The organism is Acidiphilium acidophilum, assembly GCF_033842475.1.
Taxonomy (GTDB): domain Bacteria; phylum Pseudomonadota; class Alphaproteobacteria; order Acetobacterales; family Acetobacteraceae; genus Acidiphilium; species Acidiphilium acidophilum.
Map to the genome: position 1 here is coordinate 1813805 of NZ_JAWXYB010000018.1, position 17130 is coordinate 1830934.

Below are 17130 nucleotides of genomic sequence, written 5' to 3' on the forward strand. Positions count from 1 at the left end.
CTGTGGTGAAAATTGTAGTCCGGCTCAGCCACCGGTCACCGGCACCGCCGAAACCGCATTGGCCGGCGAGCCGTGAATGAGCTTGGTGCTGATCAGCATGTAGACCACCGCCTTATGATCGGGGTCGACCAGCCGATACAGGTTGAAATGCTTGACCAGGAACGAGGCCGAAATCGCCGCAATCTGCTTTTTCGCCGGCAGGCCCGGTGGCAGGGTGACCGGGCCGGTAGCGATGCAGGACAAGGCGAACCGCGAAGGATCGGTCGCAACGCCGAGGCTGCCCTTCACCCCGCCGGTGCGCGCAAAGCTGGCATAGCACGCGACATTGGGGATTTTAGGGTCATCCAACCGTTCGACGACCACCTTATCGTCCGCGCCGAGCAACCGAAAATTGGTGGCAACCGCGCCGATGCGGGTTTCAGCATGCGCACTCGGCACCGCCCCGGCAAAGCCCGCAATTCCGGCCAGACATGCTGCTGCGATCAATCTGGTCAAGATGTGTTTCATCGCTCTGAGTCCCTTGTGATGGCGCGTTCATAGACCGCCAGCGTCTCCGCGCAAATAATCGGCTCGGCATAAAATCGCTCGGCACGACTCCGCCCCGCGGCACCGAAACGGGCACGTCGTGCCGGATCGTCAATCAGCCCGGCCAGTGCTGCGCCAAGGGCTGCGGGATCGCGCGGCGGAATCAGCAATCCGGTCTCACCGGCAACCACCGCATCGCGGCAGCCGGTCACGTTGGTCGCAACACACGGCAGGCCGGCGGCCATCGCTTCGAGCAGAAATTTCGGCAAACCCTCGCGATAGGACGGCAGGCAGGCGATATGGCACGAAGCAAACAGGGAGGCCATGTCATCACAATGACCGATCCACCTCACATTGGGGGCGGCACGAAGATCGCCCTCGGTCAGCGAGGCGGGATTACCGGGATCGGGCGTGCCGGCAAGAACAAAATCTCCCCCCTGCCCTTTCAGACGCCCGGCAGCCGCGATGAATTCACCGATCCCCTTGTCCCGCAACATGCGTGCTCCGAGAATAATGCGGACCGGACCAGGCGGTGGAATCACGGGCCGGAATTGCGCAAGATCGACCCCGGCACCCCGGATCAGCACGGCATCGTCCGCCCGGATCGCACCGGATGCGATCATGGCGGTGCGATCTTCCGCGTTCTCGAAAATCGCGATGGCACCGCGCACACCGATCGTGGCACGCATCGCGGCACCAACCAGCGGTCGCAACACTCTTGCTTTCGCGGTCTCCGAGGCAAAGACGAAGCCCTGCCCGACCGGCGCATTCACAATGGCCCGCACACCTGCAAGCCGCGCCGCGACGCTGCCGAGCAGGATCGGCTTCAGCGCCACGTGATGCACCAGATCGGGGGCGAGTTTCCGGTAAAGCGCCGTGATATGCAGGGCCAACCTCCCCTCGGCAAGCGGATTGAGCCGGGCACGCCGGAAATCGACGCCGTGGACCTCAAAACCTTCATCGCGCAGTTCGGCGGCGGCAGACCCGGTGCGAGTAACCACCGAAACCCGCCACCCGGCGGCACGGGCAGCACGGGCGCGGGCCCGGAAATGCGAAGCGAAGAACCAATCCTCGCCAATCAGATAGACCAGATGCCGGGCGGCCATTACGGCCCGTGATTGGTCAGGGCGATCTTGCTCTGCCAGCGCCACGCATCGCGGCACATATCCTCGATGCCGCGTGTCGCGCGCCAGCCAAGCAACGTTGCCGCCCGCGCCGGGTCGGCATAGCAGGCGGCGACATCACCGGGCCGGCGGGGAGCGATCTTGTAGGGAACCTTGACGCCTGTGGCGCCCTCAAAGGCGCCGATCATGTCCAGCACCGAATACCCGGTGCCGGTCCCGAGATTGACGGTAAAATCGCCATCGGTCCCAAGCACCCGGCGCAGCGCCGCCTCATGGGCTTCGGCAAGGTCCATGACATGAATGAAATCGCGCACACCGGACCCGTCATGCGTGGGGTAATCATCGCCGAAAACGTTGAGATACGGGCGTTTGCCTTCGGCGACCTGACAAAGATAAGGCATCAGATTGGCCGGAACGCCGGTCGGGTCCTCCCCGATCAGACCCGAAGGATGCGCGCCGACCGGGTTGAAATAGCGCAGCACCGCCGCCGCCTTCAACGTGCGGGTGCGGACCAGATCGGTGATCATCCCCTCCATCACCAGCTTGGTCCGGCCATAGACATTGGTGACGCGCAGTGCCGCCTGCTCGTCGATCGGGCATTCGTCCGGTTCGCCATAAACCGTCGCGGACGAGGAAAACACAATACGGCCGACCCCGGCGCGACGCATCGCCGCCAGCAACCGCACGGTACCGACGATGTTGCTGTCATAATACAAAAGCGGATCGGCCTCGCTTTCGGCCACCGCCTTCTTCGCGGCAAAATGGATCACCGCATCGACCGGAAATGCGGCCAGCGCCGCCGCCATGGCCGCCTCATCGCGGATATCCGCCTCGATCAACGGCACCCCGACGCCGGTAATCCGCTGCAGCCGGGCCGGCACATCGCGCGCGGCGTTGGAAAAATCATCGAGCAGCACGACATCGTAGCCGCGTTCGAGCAAAACCACGGCGGTATGCGAGCCGATGAAACCGGCCCCGCCGGTCAGAAGAATCCGCGCCATCGGCTCAACCCATTTTGGTAAGCGCCCATTTGACCTGCTGCGGGCCATCCGGGGTACTGGTCAACACGATCTGTTCGGCCCGGCGCGGCTCGGCCCCGCCGAAATAGATGGATTCCTCGACGCTGAGGGTCGCGCCCCCCGCGCGCAGCCGCCATCCCTGGCCGGAGGGCAGGCGCAGCAATGCCGCCTCGTTATCCTGCTGGATGCTGGCGGTCACGTTCGGATGGAGATGAAACCGCAGCGTAAACGGCTGCGGCTCGTCCGCCTCCACGCTGTCCTCGCCGCGCAGGTCTTCCCCGCTCTCCGCAAGATACAGTCGACGGCGATGAACCGCGCCGAACAGTTTTTTCCAGCCATCGTGGCTGGCCTCAAGCCAGTGAGCGCCGTTGGCCTCCTGGCGCGTGAGTTCGACCACGGTGGGTCGGCGGCCCAGTCCCTCGGCCTTGATTTCCGATGACGATACATCCGCGATCACCAGCGTTGAATGGGCGGCGGTGGCCCGCAGCGCGTCTCGCCAGTCGGTCGCGGAGGCAGGTGCCGCGCCGCAATTCACGATCAACCGTTCCCGCCCGACCGAAAATTCGAATGCCAGCGTACCGGCATGGGCAAACCGATCCATACCGGGCGCCGGAGGCACGCCGGCATCGACGATAATGGTGGTTTTACCAGCGGTAAGCCGATGAAACCCGGATTGCGCAAGCGAGACATTGCTCCGCCCGGTCCGGCCCGCCTGGCTGAGCACGAGATCGATCAGATTGGGCCAGTCTTCCGACGTGCCGTTGAACAAGGCCAACCCGCCATCGGCATGACGCAGCGCGCGCAAGGCAATCGCCATGCGCTCGATCGTGCCCGGCAGCTGGGCCGGCGCTTCGGCGCGGCCCACCTGAAGCAAGGCACGGATTTCGGTCAAATCCTGCAACGCCGCCAGGTGCGCCGCAGGGCTGCGTTCACAATGGGCGCCGTCCGGGAGGATCTGGCGTTCGATTTCCGGGATTAGGAAACGCAGCGCACGCGGCAGGAAACCGGCATGCTCCGGCAGCGCGACCGAAGCCGCGATCAATCCCTTCAGAGCGGTGAAGGCGCGGCCATCACGCGCATCGATCGGCAACGATGCCGAGAGGTGACGCGCGTCATGCACCAGCCGCGCCATCAGCATTTGGCGAAAATCATCATCGGCCGAGGCCGCGAAAAAATCGTAATGACCGAGCCATGCTGCCAGCCTCGCACCGGACGTCGCCGGCGCGGTGGCGACCGCAGGGTATTGATCCCCATTGACCCAATCCGTGATCAGCGCACGGGCGCGCGAGCGGGCCGCATCGGTGCCCAAGGCCCGCAGATCGCGCAGCCAGGAAAAGCCATGGATATAGGCGAGCATCAAGGGCGATGCATCGCTGGCGTTGAATCCCCCCGGGCGCAACGGCCGGATCGCGCCGCGATATTCGATTTCTCCCTTGAGAATACGCGCACCGCGCCCGGGTTCCCCCGGCCATGGATCGCGCACCGGCAGCGCCGGCGCGTCGGGCACGCCACCACTGCGGATCGTCGCGAGCTTTGCCATCCACAGCCGCGCCCCACGCAAACTCGGTCGGCGATCGCTCACGAAAGTGACCCGAAACCGGCGGCGGGCATACAGATTGCGATGGCAAGTGACGGTGCGGGGTTTTCCCTCATCCCGCACTTGTAGCGAAGTGTGTCGCGCCTTCACAAGCGCGGTTCATGGTTTAATTTGGAGACGCCCGCTTATTCCGATGGAAACGCATCGGACGGCGCCAGCGACTTGATCAGGTCGAACATGCGTTTGCGCACGGTCGGTTCCGCAATCCGGTAATAAGCCCGCACCAGTTCGAGGGTCTCGCGCTTGGTCATATGATCGTCGAGACCAACCCCGAATGGTTCCTGTGCCTCCGCAAACCCGTGGCTCCGTCCCCGCGGTCCGGACATCGGGGTCGCGTCCATGCCTTCGGGCATATCGTCGAAAAAAAAGCTGATCGGCACATCCAGCACGCGGGAAATGTCGAACAGGCGGGAGGCCCCGACCCGGTTGACACCGCGCTCGTATTTCTGAACCTGCTGAAAGGTGAGCCCCAGCGCATCGCCGAGCTTTTCCTGCGACATGCCCAGCAAGGTCCGCCGCAGACGGATCCGCGAGCCGACATGGACATCGATCGGGCTCGGACGACCGTCCCGTTCAGTGCGATCGCTCATTCCATTTGCCGCCATACTCATCACCATCTCCAAGGCAATGGATCGTCGAACGATCCCGCACCGTTAAATCGCCGCAACTCCTCGCACCGTCACGATGCGGATCGGTCTCGATCGCCATAGCTGGAGCCATCGTCAGTCCCGAAGACCACTCCAGCGTCCAGCCTCTTACGATCCAAATCGGATGAACATCTATAATATAAGAAAATCGAAGTTTGGGCCCTGTTTCTACCGCAGATCATCACGATTTCACCAATCGCACTATCTGCAATAGCATTGGCGCCAATTTTCCGCAAGCAAGAACAATTTTTAAGACGGTCGTGATCCCGCGCCTCTTGCTAAAGCGTTATGGAAACGATGAGGAGTATGACTGCAACCGCGACCGAATAGAACGACAGAATGCCAGCAGTCGTCAGGCCGAACTTGGCATAAGTCGTGGCGGGTAATGCAACCGGAAGTCTGTGAACCAGAATGCCTCGCCGGTCGAGACCGAGACTGGCCCGGACGGTCCCGTAGGGTCCGATCATCGCCGAAATGCCTGAATTGGTATCGACGGCAAGCGGCAGCCCTTCCTCGACCGCGCGAAGTCGCGTCGTTGCGAAATCCTGATGCGGTCCCGTCGAATCGCCGAACCACGCATTATCGCTGATATTGAGCATCCAGGCGGGCCGGTCCTTCTTGTCGACGATTTCGCCGGAAAAAATCGATTCGTAGCAGATCAGCGGCCCGACCGGCGGAATGCCCGGCACGTGCAGGGTGCGCGGCCCCGGACCGGGCGAGAACCCCGAACCCGGCGTAATCTTGAACGGGATCCATTTCGGGGTGTACTCGCCAAACGGCACCAGCTTCCATTTGTCGTACCAGGCGACCGCCGGACCCGGACCATCGACGGCAATGAGCGAATTATAAACTTTGCCGGTCGCGCCGAACCGGAACGAACCGGCAAGAACCGGCGTAGTCCCAGCAATGCCGGCAATCGCGGCACGCGCCGCTGCGTCGGTCTGCAGCAAGGCCGGGCTCGCGGTTTCCGGCCACACCACCACTTTCGGCCCGGCCCCCGCGGCCGCCAGTGCCTCACGGGTCATGGCAAGATCCCGCTGCCAGCGCGCCTGCAAGGCGGGCTGGGTGAAACTGCCCGGCACCGCGAAATCCGGCTGGATCATCGCCACCGTCAGATCGGTATCGGCAGCCCGCCCGCCAGCAGTCCGCGCAAGGCCGAACCCCGCCCACAGCAACATGACCACGGCACTGCCGATCCAGCCCCGCCGCCCGAGCAAGGGCAGCCCGGCGGCAATTATCGTAAGCCAGGTCAGCACGAAAATGCCGCCGTAAGCCGCCGGCTGCATCATGATCACCCCGAGCCGTCCCGGAATCGCCCAATCCGCCCCCCAGAAATTCCACGGAAACCCGGTAAACAGAAATTGCTGGGCGAGATTGGCCATCACCATCACGCCGGCGAACATCACCACCATCGCAGCGGCAGCGGTCAGCCGCACCGGCCGTATCCAATACACCGCAAGCGCGGGCAGCATCAGATAACACGCGGTCGCGGCAGCAAGACCCGGTGCCGCAAAGGGAATCGCCCACCAGAACTGACGGGCCATGATCAGAATCGGCTCGGTCACCCAAAACAGGCCGAGCAGGTTGAAACCAAACCCGAAGCACCAGCCGATCCAGATCGCGCGACGCCAACCCCCGGCGCGGGCAAGGCTCCGCAGCAACGCGGGCACGACGAACCACAGCAGCGGCAACAGATAGAACGGCGGCAATGCGAGGGCCGCGAGCAGCCCGAGGCCGAACGCGCGCCAGGGGTCAGTGCTCAGGCGCGCTTTCAGCGTCGCCACCGGGCGGCGGTCAGTGGTCATCGACATCGGGAGACTCCGTTATTGCGGCTCAGATAGGCCATATCGGCGCGCGACGCCGGTCAAATCCTCGTCATGAGGATGCCCGGCCGCGGGAAGCGTCCCATCTTCAGCACGCACGAGCTGGCAGGCCATCATCCCGGCACCCGCAGCCGCATCGAGTTCGGCCCCGACATCGGAAAGAAACAGGATCTCACCAACCGGCTGCGCAAGTTGTGCGGCGATCCGGACATAACTTGCGGTCTCCCGTTTTCCGCCCACAGCCGTATCGAAAAATGCCGCGATCAGACCGGTCCGGTCTCCCTCGGCGCTGTGCGCGAACAGCAATCGCTGGGCCTGACGCGAGCCGGAAGAATAAATCGCAAGGCGGGTTCCGGCACGCTGCCACGCCGCAAGCATCGGCAAGACCTCGGGGTAGAACTGGCTCTGCAACGCGCCCTCGGCGAACCCCTCCGCCCAGATCCGCCCCTGGATGAATTTCAGCGGCGCGACCTTGGCATCCCGGTCCATCAGGGCATGAAGGGTTTCGAGCGGCGGCGCCCCCGGCGCGATCCGGCCCAGATCGGCCAGCGACGCCGCAACCTCCGGATCGTCTGCGTGGCGCGCCAGAAATCCGCTCAACCGGGTGCGGGCGAACGGGAACAGCACATCATGCACGAAACGGATCGGCGCGATCGTGCCCTCGATATCGAGCAGAACCAGCCTGGGCGGCACGATCGGCTCAGCGGTAGCGCGCTGCGCGTCAGGCAAGTGGAACCCGCGAGCTGATCGCATCGCCGGTGAAATGCGCGACCCAGCCCGATTGATCGGTAAAGACCCGCAGCGCCACGAAATCCGGGTGCTCCCCCGCATCGAACCAGTGCTTGACGTTCGCAGGCACCGAAATCAGATCGCCCTTCGTGCAGAGCGCATCATAGATCCGATCCGCCTTGTGCATCACGAAATGCCCGCCCCCATGAACAAAGAAACGTATCTCATCCTCGGTGTGAATATGCTCATTGCGGAACTTCTCCCGCAGCGCCCCGGCCTGCGGATGATCGGGGGTCATCTTGATCACATCGGCGGAGCCGGCCCCGGTCTCACCCATCAACCGGTCGAGATACGGGCGATAGGCGGCCAGAATCGCCTCCGGCTCGGCAGCGGGGTCATAGGCAACCGGACTATCCCACCGCTCGAAGCGCACACCGATGCTGGCAAGGTGCGACGCGATTTCCGCGGCATCCCGCGTGTCGAAATAAGGCGCTCCGGGGGCGTTCTCATCGAAAATCCGCAGTTCGCTCATAGCATCCGCCTCCGTTCGCATTCGCAGGATATCAGGAATTCCAACGCCTCAAGCCGCCAGAAGCAGCGCTCGACATCCGGACCCCAGGCATAAACCCCGTGGCCACGAAGAATATACCCGATCGGCAAGGGCGTCAGCGAAGGGGCGATCCGCATCGAGAGACGCGCGATATCCTGATCATTGTCGAAAATCGGAACACGGGCGACCACCTCGTGCGTCCCGATCCCCGGAAAAGCCTTGAGGATTTCGTAGTCGCGCAGAACCAGCTCCTCGGCATCGGTAACGAGCGAAAGTGCGGTCGCCTCGACCGAATGCCCGTGCAACACCGCGCCGATCGCGGGGTCCATGCGATAGAGCTGACAATGCAACAGAGTTTCCGCACTCGGCTTTGCGGTGGGATCAACCGCGAGTCCATCGAGCCCGACAGCAATGATATCCGCTGGCTCCAGTCGCCCTTTGTGGACACCGCTCCGGGTGATCCCAATGGTTGACCGGTCGATCCGCGCCGAAAGGTTACCGGATGACGCTGGCACCCACCGATTCGCATCCATCCGCCCGCCGATGGCGACGAGCTCGCACGCCACCGTCGCAATATCCGCTTGAACGCGCCCCGCTTGGGCGCGATACGAGGGGCCACCTATGGGAACCGACGCGCTGGTCGCGACCATCGTCAGTCCCCTAGGCGGTCAGAGGCGGTTGGAATCGGCTACGTGCACCGGTTCCGGCTGCCGAACGACCGCATCGGCCGGCGGAACACCCTCGGCCACCCGGGTCTGCACCTGCGGCGGCGGTGCCACCGGGGCCGGTGCGACCTTGGTCTGATCATGATCCGAGACGTTCTGCTTGAACGCCTTGATCCCCTTGCCGAGTTCGCCCATCAGATTGCCGACGCGCGAACCGCCGAACAGGAGCGCGATCACGCCGATGACGATGATCCAGTGAATTGGTGAATCGAAACCCATGATGCTACCTCAGATCGTTCTGATCTCAGACCTTGCTGCGGTCGGAGGTCGATGTTGCATGCACCGGTGGCGGGGCGACGTGCTGCTCCAGCATCGAGGCATCTTTAGGATGCTCGTCCGCGATATTGTTCTTGAACGATTTCATACCCTTGCCGAGTTCGCCCATCAGATTCCCGATCCGGCCCGAGCCGAACAGGATCAGCACGACCGCCAAAACGATCAGCCAATGCCAAATGCTCAAACCACCCATGATCCCGATCCTTCCTCTGAATGGAGCCGCTCTATTGGAACATCGGGATCACGCCGACAACCCGCAATAGACGCTCGCGCAATACACCTTATTAGCCCAAACCCACCCGGACGCCAATGGCCGCAGCCGACAGACGCCATGGGGCCAGTATACGGCTCCGCCAAGGTCCGACCGCATGATCAGAATCAATAGGGCCGCTCCCCGCCTGCCAATCCTCGGATCGAACCACCCTAGCACCGCCGCTATTGGAAACCGGTATGCGAGCGATCATATCCGGTCGACAAATCGTGATGGGAATCCAAGATGCGCCTGCTGCTGATCATCATTCTGATACTTCTCGTGCTCGGCGGCGGCTTCGGCCTGCACGGCGGCATGTTCATCGGGCCGCACGGCCTCTATTACGGCGGCGGCCTCGGCATCGTCATTGTAGTGGTGCTGGTTCTGCTGATCCTGTAGCAGCCGATCGGGCCGGGGAGATCTCCCCGGCCCGTCCGCGATAATATCAAGCCCCGATCGGCAGGACGACCCGGCCATGGGTGGCATTGATCACATCCGCCGCCCCCAGATAGAATGCGAGCGCCGCGGTCAGAAGCCCGAAATATCCGCCGAACACCGAAAGCGAGGGCGTCGCGAGCAACGCGCCGAGCGCCAGCAGCACGAAGGTGATGGTCAAGGCCGCGAAAATAAGTTGCAGCGCCCGGTTTAGCGCGAACGTGCCGATGAACATGGCGAAGGTAAAAAATCCCCACATCAGCAGGTACCAGCCCACCATCGCCGCCGGCACGCCCTTGGCGAAAAACTCGACGAACAAGGCAAAACTCCACCAGAACGCGCCATAGGAGCAGAACGCGACGAAACCGAACGTATTGCCGGTCGCCATCTCCATCAAACCGGCAATAAATTGCGCGGTGCCGCCATAGGCGAACGCCATCGCGAGCACCATGCCCATGCCTGCGGCGGGCAGCAATCCCGCATTGATCATCGAAAGCAGCCATGTCGTCAGGGCAAAACCGAACAGCCCGAGCGGGGCGGGATTGGCGAGTTTCATGTTTCCTCCGAAATTTATTTGATGCCCGATCGCAATCCGGACGCCGCAGCACAATCGCCCCGACTTTCGGTTCGCTTAAATAGTTTTTAACTTATTTCGAACGCCGGGCAAAGGGCCGAGTCCGGGCACGATTTCGGCCACGGGATGCCGGCAATCACGCCGCGATCAGGAGTGGCCGCCAAACCCCAAAAATCCGGCCGAGGGGTCCGGAACTCCCGGACTTCCCGCGATCGGCGCCGCTACCGCCCGAGCCGGCGACTGACGAAGCTGAGTCTCCCGGCTGCTGAACACGATCGGCGCGTGAGCAGCAGACCGGGTGTGGCCAACCGCCGATGCCGTAACCGATTGCGGAGCGGCGCGCTGACCCGGCCCCTCTTCGGCACGAACCGAAAGCAACATGAACGTGATGTTGTTACGATTGAGTTCGACGGCGAGTTCGATCGGGGTCTCGTCCAGCGCGTTGCGCGCATCGAGATTGGCACCACGGCTGACTGCGGCCCGCGCCTGATTGTAATCGCCATGATTGATCGCAGAAAACAACAGCTTGGTCGGGTCCTCATTCAACGTCGTCACGGGACCCGCCGAAATATTGCCAACGCCGGAAGCACCCGGCAGCGCCGGCGGTGCGACTTCCTGCTTCTCCTGCGGCGGATGCAGCCCCTGCCCGCCCATCGGTCCGCCCGCGCCCATCGGGCTGCCGGCTCCGGGCCCTGCCATCTGCGCCTCGGCAATCGGGAATGACGCCGCCGCGACGGCGACCAGCGCAGCAATTGAAAGAATATATCTGGCGTGCATGATGCTCATCCTGGAACGACGGCGCGCATCCTACCCGATTAACGGTTGAGCCACCAGAACCCAACCGTGAGATACGAGGCAAACAGGCTCCATGCCAGATACGGCATGAGCAAAAGCCCCGCGATCCGGTCGATCCGGCGGAACGCCAGAATCGTCGCCGCCACCAGCCCATCGAGCACGAGAATGACACCAATCGCGATCGCGGGCCGATGAAGTCCGAAAAACAATGGAGCCCACAGGGCATTCACCGCCAGTTGCCACCCCCACAGCGTCAAGGCGCGGCGGTGATCGCCGAGCACATCGCCGCATCGCCAGATCCGCCACGCCGCAACCGCCATACCGATATACAAAATCGTCCACACCGGCCCGAACACACCGTTCGGCGGCGTCAACGGCGGATGCGGCAGAAGATCGTACCAGCTCTTGATATTCGGGATCGTCGCAATCCCCTCGACCGTGCCGACCAGCAGCGTCAGGCCAAGAAATCCCGCCAGCGCCCAGATCTGGGCACCCTGAGTCCGGTTCTGCTCGGGGCGTTCGGGATGGCGGAAGACACAGGCTCCTTTGCCTTATGTATTAGGACGCGTCGCCCCCGCTGAAAAGATGCCCCGGCGCGAACACGGCAGAATAATCGCGGCACCCGCCCCGCTCATTCCTCGTGTTCCGCCGGGCTCAGCGCATCGGCCAGAAAGGCAAGCTCCGCTTCATTGGTCACGCGCGCCTTGTGCGCGAGAGCGCGGTAGGTATCGAGCACCTGATTGCCCAGTTCGGTCAACCGCGCCCCACCGCCCGACACGCCACCTTTCGTTGCGGAAATGACCGGCGCACGGAACGTCGTGTTCAGCGATTCGGCCAGTTGCCACGCCCGTTTGTAGCTCATGCCCATCCGTCGCCCGGCCGCGGCGATCGAACCGGTCTCGCGAATCCCGTCAAGCAGGTCGACCCGGCCCGGCCCAAGGATCAGGCCGTCGCCCATAACGATCCGGACCCGCAGGCCCAACGTCTCAGGGTGGCGCAGTTTGACCATGACTCCATCAAATCACGGATATGCGCGATTGACGATATGTCGGAACCGCCATATCGAGACCCCAGCGAACGATTCAATCGACTATATCGACCATCAACGGGAGCGCGCCATGACGATTTCACGACGGGATTTGGGCTTGGGTCTGGGGGCAGCGGCCGGCCTGCCCTTTCTGGCCAGCAGCCGGGCACAGGCGGCGGGCGGCACCATCACGGTTGCGTTTGCCGGCTCGATGGGCGTGCTGATGAACAAGGGACTCGGCCCGGCGTTCGAAAAGCAGAGCGGCGAGACCTTCCACGGCATCGGCCAGGGCGCCTTCGCCCTCGCTCATCTGATCGCGGCGAAAACCATGATGGCGGACGTGTTCGTCTCCATCACACCCGGCCCGATCAAGGTTCTCGAAAAAGCCGGCATGGTTGGCAAGGCGGTCCCGGTCGCGAGCACGGCCATGGTAATCGCCTATTCGCCGAAATCGAAATTCGCGCCGGAACTCAAAGCCGCTGCCGAGGGCCACAAACCTTGGTACAAGGTGCTGGAAACCAAGGGACTGCGTTTCGGCCGCACCGATCCGCGCACCGACCCGCAAGGGCGCAACATCCTGTTCACCTTCGACCTCGCGGAAAAATTCTACCATCAGCCCGGCCTCAGCAAGCGGGTGCTCGGCGCGCCGATCAACCCCGCCCAGATCTTCACCGAACCCTCGCTGCTGGCCCGCCTCGATTCCGGCGAGCTGGATGCGACGTCAGGCTACGAAAGCGCGGTCAAATCGCTGAAGCTGCCGTTCATTCCGCTGCCCCGGCAGATCAACCTGAGCGACCCGGCGATGATCAAGCCGTGGTACTCCAAGGCCGCGATCACGCTCGACGTGAAGGGTAAAAGCCAAGTCTTGCATACCGAACCCCTGGTCTTCTATGCGTGTGTCCCGCATGACGCGCCCAACCCCAAGGCAGGGCACGACTTCATCAAGTTGATGCAGAGCCCCGCGGGCCAGGAGTTGTTCAAACACTATGGATACAACGCCCCGCACGGCAGCGCGATCTGACCCTTTGGCGCTTGCCGCGTGATCAGCCGCGCGGCCAGCGCTTTCGCCCTGCTTCTGCTCGCCGCCCCGTTCGCGGGGCTCGTCATGCTCACGGACTGGGCGCATTTCGATCTGGCGAAGGCGGATATCCAGGCCGTCGGGGTTTCGGTCGCTTTCGGTCTGGGCGCGCTCGCGGTGATCGCAGCCATCGGCACACCGCTCGCTCTGTGGCTGGCCACCGCAAAGGGCAGGCTCCGTAACGCCGCGCAGTTTTTTCTGCTGTTGCCCTTACTGACCCCGCCGCTCGCCCTCGGCATCCTACTTGCCGCCTTCTATGGCCCGATCGGACCGCTCGGTGCCCTGCTCTCGCGGTTCGGCGTGATCATTACCAACGATCCGCCGGCCCTGCTGATCGCCGGCATCTATGCCGGGCTCCCCACCTACGTGGTCGCGGCCCGCACCGCCTTCGCCGAGATTTCGCCTGATCTCGCTGAATCCGCCCTCACCCTCGGGGTCAACCGCCGGCAGATTTTCTGGTTCATCACCCTGCCGATGGCGCGGGACGGCCTCGCCGCCGCCCTCGCCCTCGCCTGGGTGCGCGGGGTCGGGGAACTCGGCATCGTGCTGATCTTCGCCTATTTCCCACAAGGCATGCCGATCCGCCTCTGGGTCAATCTGGAAGACAGCGGACTGGATGCGACGTTTCCGTTGCTGTGGATATTCCTGCTCGCCGCCCTGCCCCTGCCCTTATGGCTGCTGCGGCGCGGCGCGAAGCATTGATGCCGGCGCCACCCGCCACGCGGTCTGGGTCCGGGCAAGCCAGGGCCGCGACGGTTCCGAACGACTGGCGGCCAGGAGCGCGCCGGATGACGATGGCGCACACCCCTCGCCGGGATGCCAATGGCCCGTGATCGTCACCACCGCCCCGTCATGCAGCAGCTTGAACGCCTGCTTCGCACGCGGCACCGGCAGTTCCACGCACCCGGCACTCTGGGGAAACCCGTAGGAGGCGCGGGTATAGCCGTGCAGTGCATCGTTGCCGTGGAAATAATTCACCCACGGCACCGCGCGCACGTCGTAATGAAAGCCGGTCGGTGTCACTCCCTTCATCCGCGCCGATTTCAGCCGCCAGAAGATCGGCCACGATCCATCCGGCGTCGCATGATCGATCCCGGTATTGACCAGGCTGTGCAGAGCGACATGCCAGAGGTCGCGCCGCCGGTCGCGCTGCCAGATCGTCACGGTCTCGGCCGGGTTGTCCTTGCTGACCGCGACCCAGGTAAAGCGAAACGGCGCTTGCCCGCCCTTGGCGGCAATTCCCAGCACGGTGTCATGCTTCCACGCGACATACGCCCCCCGGATCAGGGCCGCCGCCGGCACACGCGACAGGCCGGGCGGTATCCTGCCGCTGAAGGCGCAATCGATCCGCAGATAGCCCTGACTGTCGAGGCCAAATCCCGGACGGCACGGCAGATAGCCGAGCGCATACAAACGCTCGGCCTGAGCGTGCAGCGAAAAATCATGCGCCAGCAGATGCTGGAACTGGCTGTTCGTGAGCATGACACGGGGATGGTGATGCTTTCACGCTAACGCAACAGCGAGGCCGCCCCGGCGCGGAGAGTTGATCGCCATGTTGCGCAAACGTGACTTTTCCGGAAACCGGCGGCGAACGCGTGGCAAATCGGCCCTCCGGCCTTTTTCGGACCCGCCTCACGCCCCATTTCAGCCGCACCGGTTATGGGACCCGGCAGCAACGACATCAGGAAGGCGAATTTTCATGGCTCAACTTCAGCGCGGCCGGATCAAACCGGGGCTCCCATATCCGCGCGGTGCGACCTGGGACGGCAAAGGGGTCAATTTCTCCCTCTTTTCGGCCCACGCGGAAAAAGTCGAGGTCTGCGTCTTCGACCACAGCGGCAAGACCGAGACCGACCGGTTCGAACTTCCCGAATACACCGACCAGATTTTTCATGGCTACATCCCCGATCTAGGGCCGGGCACCTATTACGGCTATCGCGTCCACGGCGCCTACGAACCCGAAGCCGGGCACCGGTTCAACCCGAACAAGCTGCTGCTCGATCCCTACGCCCGCGCCCATGCCGGCGAGCTCGAATGGAACCCGGCCTGCTTCGGCTACCAGATGGAAACCGGCGACGACCTGACCTTCGATGAGCGCGATTCAGCGCCCTTCATGCCGAAATGCGTCGTGGTCGATCCCGGCTTCGACTGGCGCGGCCATCCCGGGCGCAACCCGATCGGCTGGAACCGCACCGTGCTCTACGAGGCCCATGTCCGCGGCTTCACCATGCGCCATCCGGACGTGCCCGAAACCCTGCGCGGCACCTATGCCGGGATGGGCGACAAAAAAGTGGTCGACTACATCAAATCCCTCGGCGTCACCTCGGTCGAGCTGCTGCCGATCCACACCTTCATCAACGACAGCCACCTGCTCGACAACGGCCTGACCAATTACTGGGGCTATAACAGCATCGGCTTTTTCGCCCCCGATCCGCGCTATGCCTTCGACGTCGCGAATTCCCTGCGCGAGTTCAAGGAAATGGTCTATCGCTTCCACGAAGCCGGGCTCGAGGTGATTCTCGACGTGGTCTACAACCACACCGCCGAGGGCAATGAAAAAGGTGCGACGCTCAGCTTCAAGGGCATCGACAACGCGAGCTACTACCGGCTGATGCCGGACAATCCGCGCTACTACATCAACGACACCGGGACCGGAAACACGGTCAATCTGTCCCATCCCCGCGTCCTCCAGATGGTGACCGACAGTCTGCGCTACTGGGTCGAGGAAATGCATGTCGACGGGTTCCGCTTCGATCTCGGCACCATTCTCGCCCGCGAGCCCAACGGATTTGACAACCAGAGCGGCTTCCTCAAAGCCTGCAGCCAGGACCCGGTTCTCGGCTCGGTAAAGCTCATCGCGGAGCCGTGGGATTGTGGCCCGGGCGGCTATCAGGTCGGCGGCTTCCCGCCCGGCTGGTCGGAATGGAACGACAAGTTCCGCGACACCGTGAGGGATTTCTGGCGTGGCGAAGCCCCCGCGTCCGAACTCGCCCCGCGCATCACCGCTTCCGCGACCGAGTTCGCCCATCAAGGTCGCCGCCCCTGGGCCTCGATCAATTTCGTCACCGCGCATGACGGCTTCACCCTGAACGACATGGTGACCTACAACGACAAACATAACGAGGCCAACAACGAGAACAATCAGGACGGCAGCAGCGACAACCGCTCCTGGAACTGCGGCGTCGAAGGTCCGACCGATGACCCGGCGATCAACGAACTTCGCGAACGCCAGATCCGCAACGTCCTCACCACCCTGCTCCTGTCCCAGGGCGTGCCGATGCTGCTCGCCGGCGACGAGTTCGCCCGCACCCAGCAAGGCAACAACAACGCCTACTGCCAGGACAGCGAGATCAGCTGGCTCGACTGGAACATCGGGGAAAAGGGCCAGGGTCTGATCCGCTTCGTCCGCACCCTGACCAAGCTGCGGCTCGACCACCCCGCCCTGCGCAACACCCGCTTCCTCACCGGCCGCGAGGTCGATGGCGTGCGCGACGTCACCTGGATGAACGCCAACGGTACCGTCATCGAAGACGCCCAGTGGGGCGACACCAACATGAAATGCTTCGGCATGATGATCGACGGTCGCGCGGCCACCGCGGAATCAGCGTTCCGTCAGGACGATTCCACTTTCCTGCTGGTGTTCAACGCCCATTACGACGCCGTGGAGTTCACCCTCCCCGAATGCAAGGACGGCGAGGTCTGGACACGGGTGATCGACACCAACGACCCGGAACCCGAAACCACGGTCGCTCTCGAAATCGGTGCCGTCTTCACCGTGACGGGCCGCAGCGTGGTGGTGTTCAGCCGCGGCTGATCATGCGATGCGGTGCCCGTGTGTCGTCCCCTGACTGCCGTTGTCATCCCTGCACGGGCACCGTTCATCAAGGCGCGTTCGTTGCGCCCACGGGATCTGGATTTCCTCGATCGTCGCGATGTCGCGTCGGGTGAATTGCGCT

The 17130-nt window shown here is 63.4% G+C and carries 20 protein-coding genes; 4 read left to right on the forward strand and 16 right to left on the reverse strand.

The features are described 5' to 3' along the window. Positions 1–24: 24 nt before the first annotated feature. From SIL87_RS11290 to tatA (SIL87_RS11340), 11 genes are all read right to left on the reverse strand, one after another. Positions 25–495, reverse strand: coding sequence for a CreA family protein (locus tag SIL87_RS11290; RefSeq protein WP_319614284.1), 471 nt, complete (start codon positions 493–495; stop codon positions 25–27). A gap of 8 nt (positions 496–503) precedes the next feature. Continuing rightward, entirely contained in the window at positions 504–1631 is a 1128-nt protein-coding gene (locus SIL87_RS11295; protein WP_319614285.1) for a glycosyltransferase family 4 protein, read from the reverse strand. After that, the gene (gene galE, locus SIL87_RS11300) at positions 1631–2650 is read right to left on the reverse strand and encodes a UDP-glucose 4-epimerase GalE (protein WP_319614286.1); all 1020 of its coding nucleotides are present in this window, start codon (positions 2648–2650) and stop codon (positions 1631–1633) included. The genes SIL87_RS11295 and galE overlap by 1 nt, the downstream gene beginning before the upstream one ends. A gap of 4 nt (positions 2651–2654) precedes the next feature. Then, entirely contained in the window at positions 2655–4208 is a 1554-nt protein-coding gene (locus tag SIL87_RS11305; RefSeq protein WP_319615962.1) for a heparinase II/III family protein, read from the reverse strand. A gap of 182 nt (positions 4209–4390) precedes the next feature. Next, complete coding sequence (locus tag SIL87_RS11310; protein WP_319615963.1) at positions 4391–4870, reverse strand: helix-turn-helix domain-containing protein; 480 nt, start codon at positions 4868–4870, stop codon at positions 4391–4393. 320 nt (positions 4871–5190) lie between these two features. Then, positions 5191–6723: an apolipoprotein N-acyltransferase gene (gene lnt, locus SIL87_RS11315; protein ID WP_319614287.1), complete on the reverse strand. Its 1533-nt coding sequence runs from the start codon at positions 6721–6723 to the stop codon at positions 5191–5193. A 12-nt stretch (positions 6724–6735) separates the two neighbouring features. Continuing rightward, on the reverse strand, positions 6736–7428 hold the full coding sequence (gene mtnC / locus SIL87_RS11320) for an acireductone synthase (RefSeq protein ID WP_319614288.1): 693 nt from the start codon (positions 7426–7428) through the stop codon (positions 6736–6738). Positions 7429–7456: 28 nt separating this feature from the next. Then, the gene (locus SIL87_RS11325) at positions 7457–7996 is read right to left on the reverse strand and encodes a 1,2-dihydroxy-3-keto-5-methylthiopentene dioxygenase (protein WP_319614289.1); all 540 of its coding nucleotides are present in this window, start codon (positions 7994–7996) and stop codon (positions 7457–7459) included. Further along, positions 7993–8547: a methylthioribulose 1-phosphate dehydratase gene (locus SIL87_RS11330; protein WP_405055269.1), complete on the reverse strand. Its 555-nt coding sequence runs from the start codon at positions 8545–8547 to the stop codon at positions 7993–7995. Before SIL87_RS11330 ends, SIL87_RS11325 begins: the two co-directional genes overlap by 4 nt. A 135-nt stretch (positions 8548–8682) precedes the next feature. Further along, entirely contained in the window at positions 8683–8958 is a 276-nt protein-coding gene (gene tatA / locus SIL87_RS11335; protein ID WP_319614291.1) for a twin-arginine translocase TatA/TatE family subunit, read from the reverse strand. A 25-nt stretch (positions 8959–8983) separates the two neighbouring features. Then, positions 8984–9208: a twin-arginine translocase TatA/TatE family subunit gene (gene tatA / locus SIL87_RS11340; protein WP_319614292.1), complete on the reverse strand. Its 225-nt coding sequence runs from the start codon at positions 9206–9208 to the stop codon at positions 8984–8986. A 303-nt stretch (positions 9209–9511) separates the two neighbouring features. Here tatA (SIL87_RS11340) and SIL87_RS11345 point away from each other — a divergent pair, with 303 nt between their 5' ends. After that, positions 9512–9664, forward strand: a complete 153-nt coding sequence (locus SIL87_RS11345) for a DUF3309 domain-containing protein (protein WP_319614293.1) — start codon at positions 9512–9514, stop codon at positions 9662–9664. Between the two features lie 46 nt (positions 9665–9710). On the opposite strand, the gene SIL87_RS11350 is transcribed toward SIL87_RS11345, so the two are convergent. The 4 genes from SIL87_RS11350 to SIL87_RS11365 form a co-directional block, all read right to left on the reverse strand. Next, a complete protein-coding gene (locus tag SIL87_RS11350; protein WP_319614294.1) occupies positions 9711–10256 on the reverse strand; it encodes an acetate uptake transporter in 546 nt (181 codons plus the stop codon). Positions 10257–10421: 165 nt separating this feature from the next. Next, entirely contained in the window at positions 10422–11051 is a 630-nt protein-coding gene (locus tag SIL87_RS11355) for an ankyrin repeat domain-containing protein (protein ID WP_319614295.1), read from the reverse strand. A gap of 38 nt (positions 11052–11089) precedes the next feature. Continuing rightward, a complete protein-coding gene (locus SIL87_RS11360) occupies positions 11090–11554 on the reverse strand; it encodes a TspO/MBR family protein (RefSeq protein ID WP_319615964.1) in 465 nt (154 codons plus the stop codon). Between the two features lie 146 nt (positions 11555–11700). Beyond that, positions 11701–12078 (reverse strand): winged helix-turn-helix domain-containing protein, encoded by a 378-nt coding sequence (locus SIL87_RS11365; RefSeq protein ID WP_319614296.1) that lies wholly within the window; start codon positions 12076–12078, stop codon positions 11701–11703. Between the two features lie 109 nt (positions 12079–12187). Between SIL87_RS11365 and SIL87_RS11370 the strand changes: the two genes are divergently transcribed. Both SIL87_RS11370 and SIL87_RS11375 read left to right on the forward strand, forming a co-directional pair. Then, positions 12188–13117: an extracellular solute-binding protein gene (locus SIL87_RS11370; RefSeq protein ID WP_319614297.1), complete on the forward strand. Its 930-nt coding sequence runs from the start codon at positions 12188–12190 to the stop codon at positions 13115–13117. A gap of 18 nt (positions 13118–13135) precedes the next feature. After that, on the forward strand, positions 13136–13876 hold the full coding sequence (locus tag SIL87_RS11375; RefSeq protein ID WP_319614298.1) for an ABC transporter permease subunit: 741 nt from the start codon (positions 13136–13138) through the stop codon (positions 13874–13876). Here the strand turns inward: SIL87_RS11375 and SIL87_RS11380 are convergent. Beyond that, on the reverse strand, positions 13844–14656 hold the full coding sequence (locus tag SIL87_RS11380) for a L,D-transpeptidase (RefSeq protein ID WP_319614299.1): 813 nt from the start codon (positions 14654–14656) through the stop codon (positions 13844–13846). The genes SIL87_RS11375 and SIL87_RS11380 overlap by 33 nt on opposite strands. 217 nt (positions 14657–14873) lie before the next feature. Between SIL87_RS11380 and glgX the strand changes: the two genes are divergently transcribed. Next, on the forward strand, positions 14874–16988 hold the full coding sequence (gene glgX, locus SIL87_RS11385; protein ID WP_319614300.1) for a glycogen debranching protein GlgX: 2115 nt from the start codon (positions 14874–14876) through the stop codon (positions 16986–16988). The last annotated feature ends 142 nt before the right edge of the window (positions 16989–17130 follow it).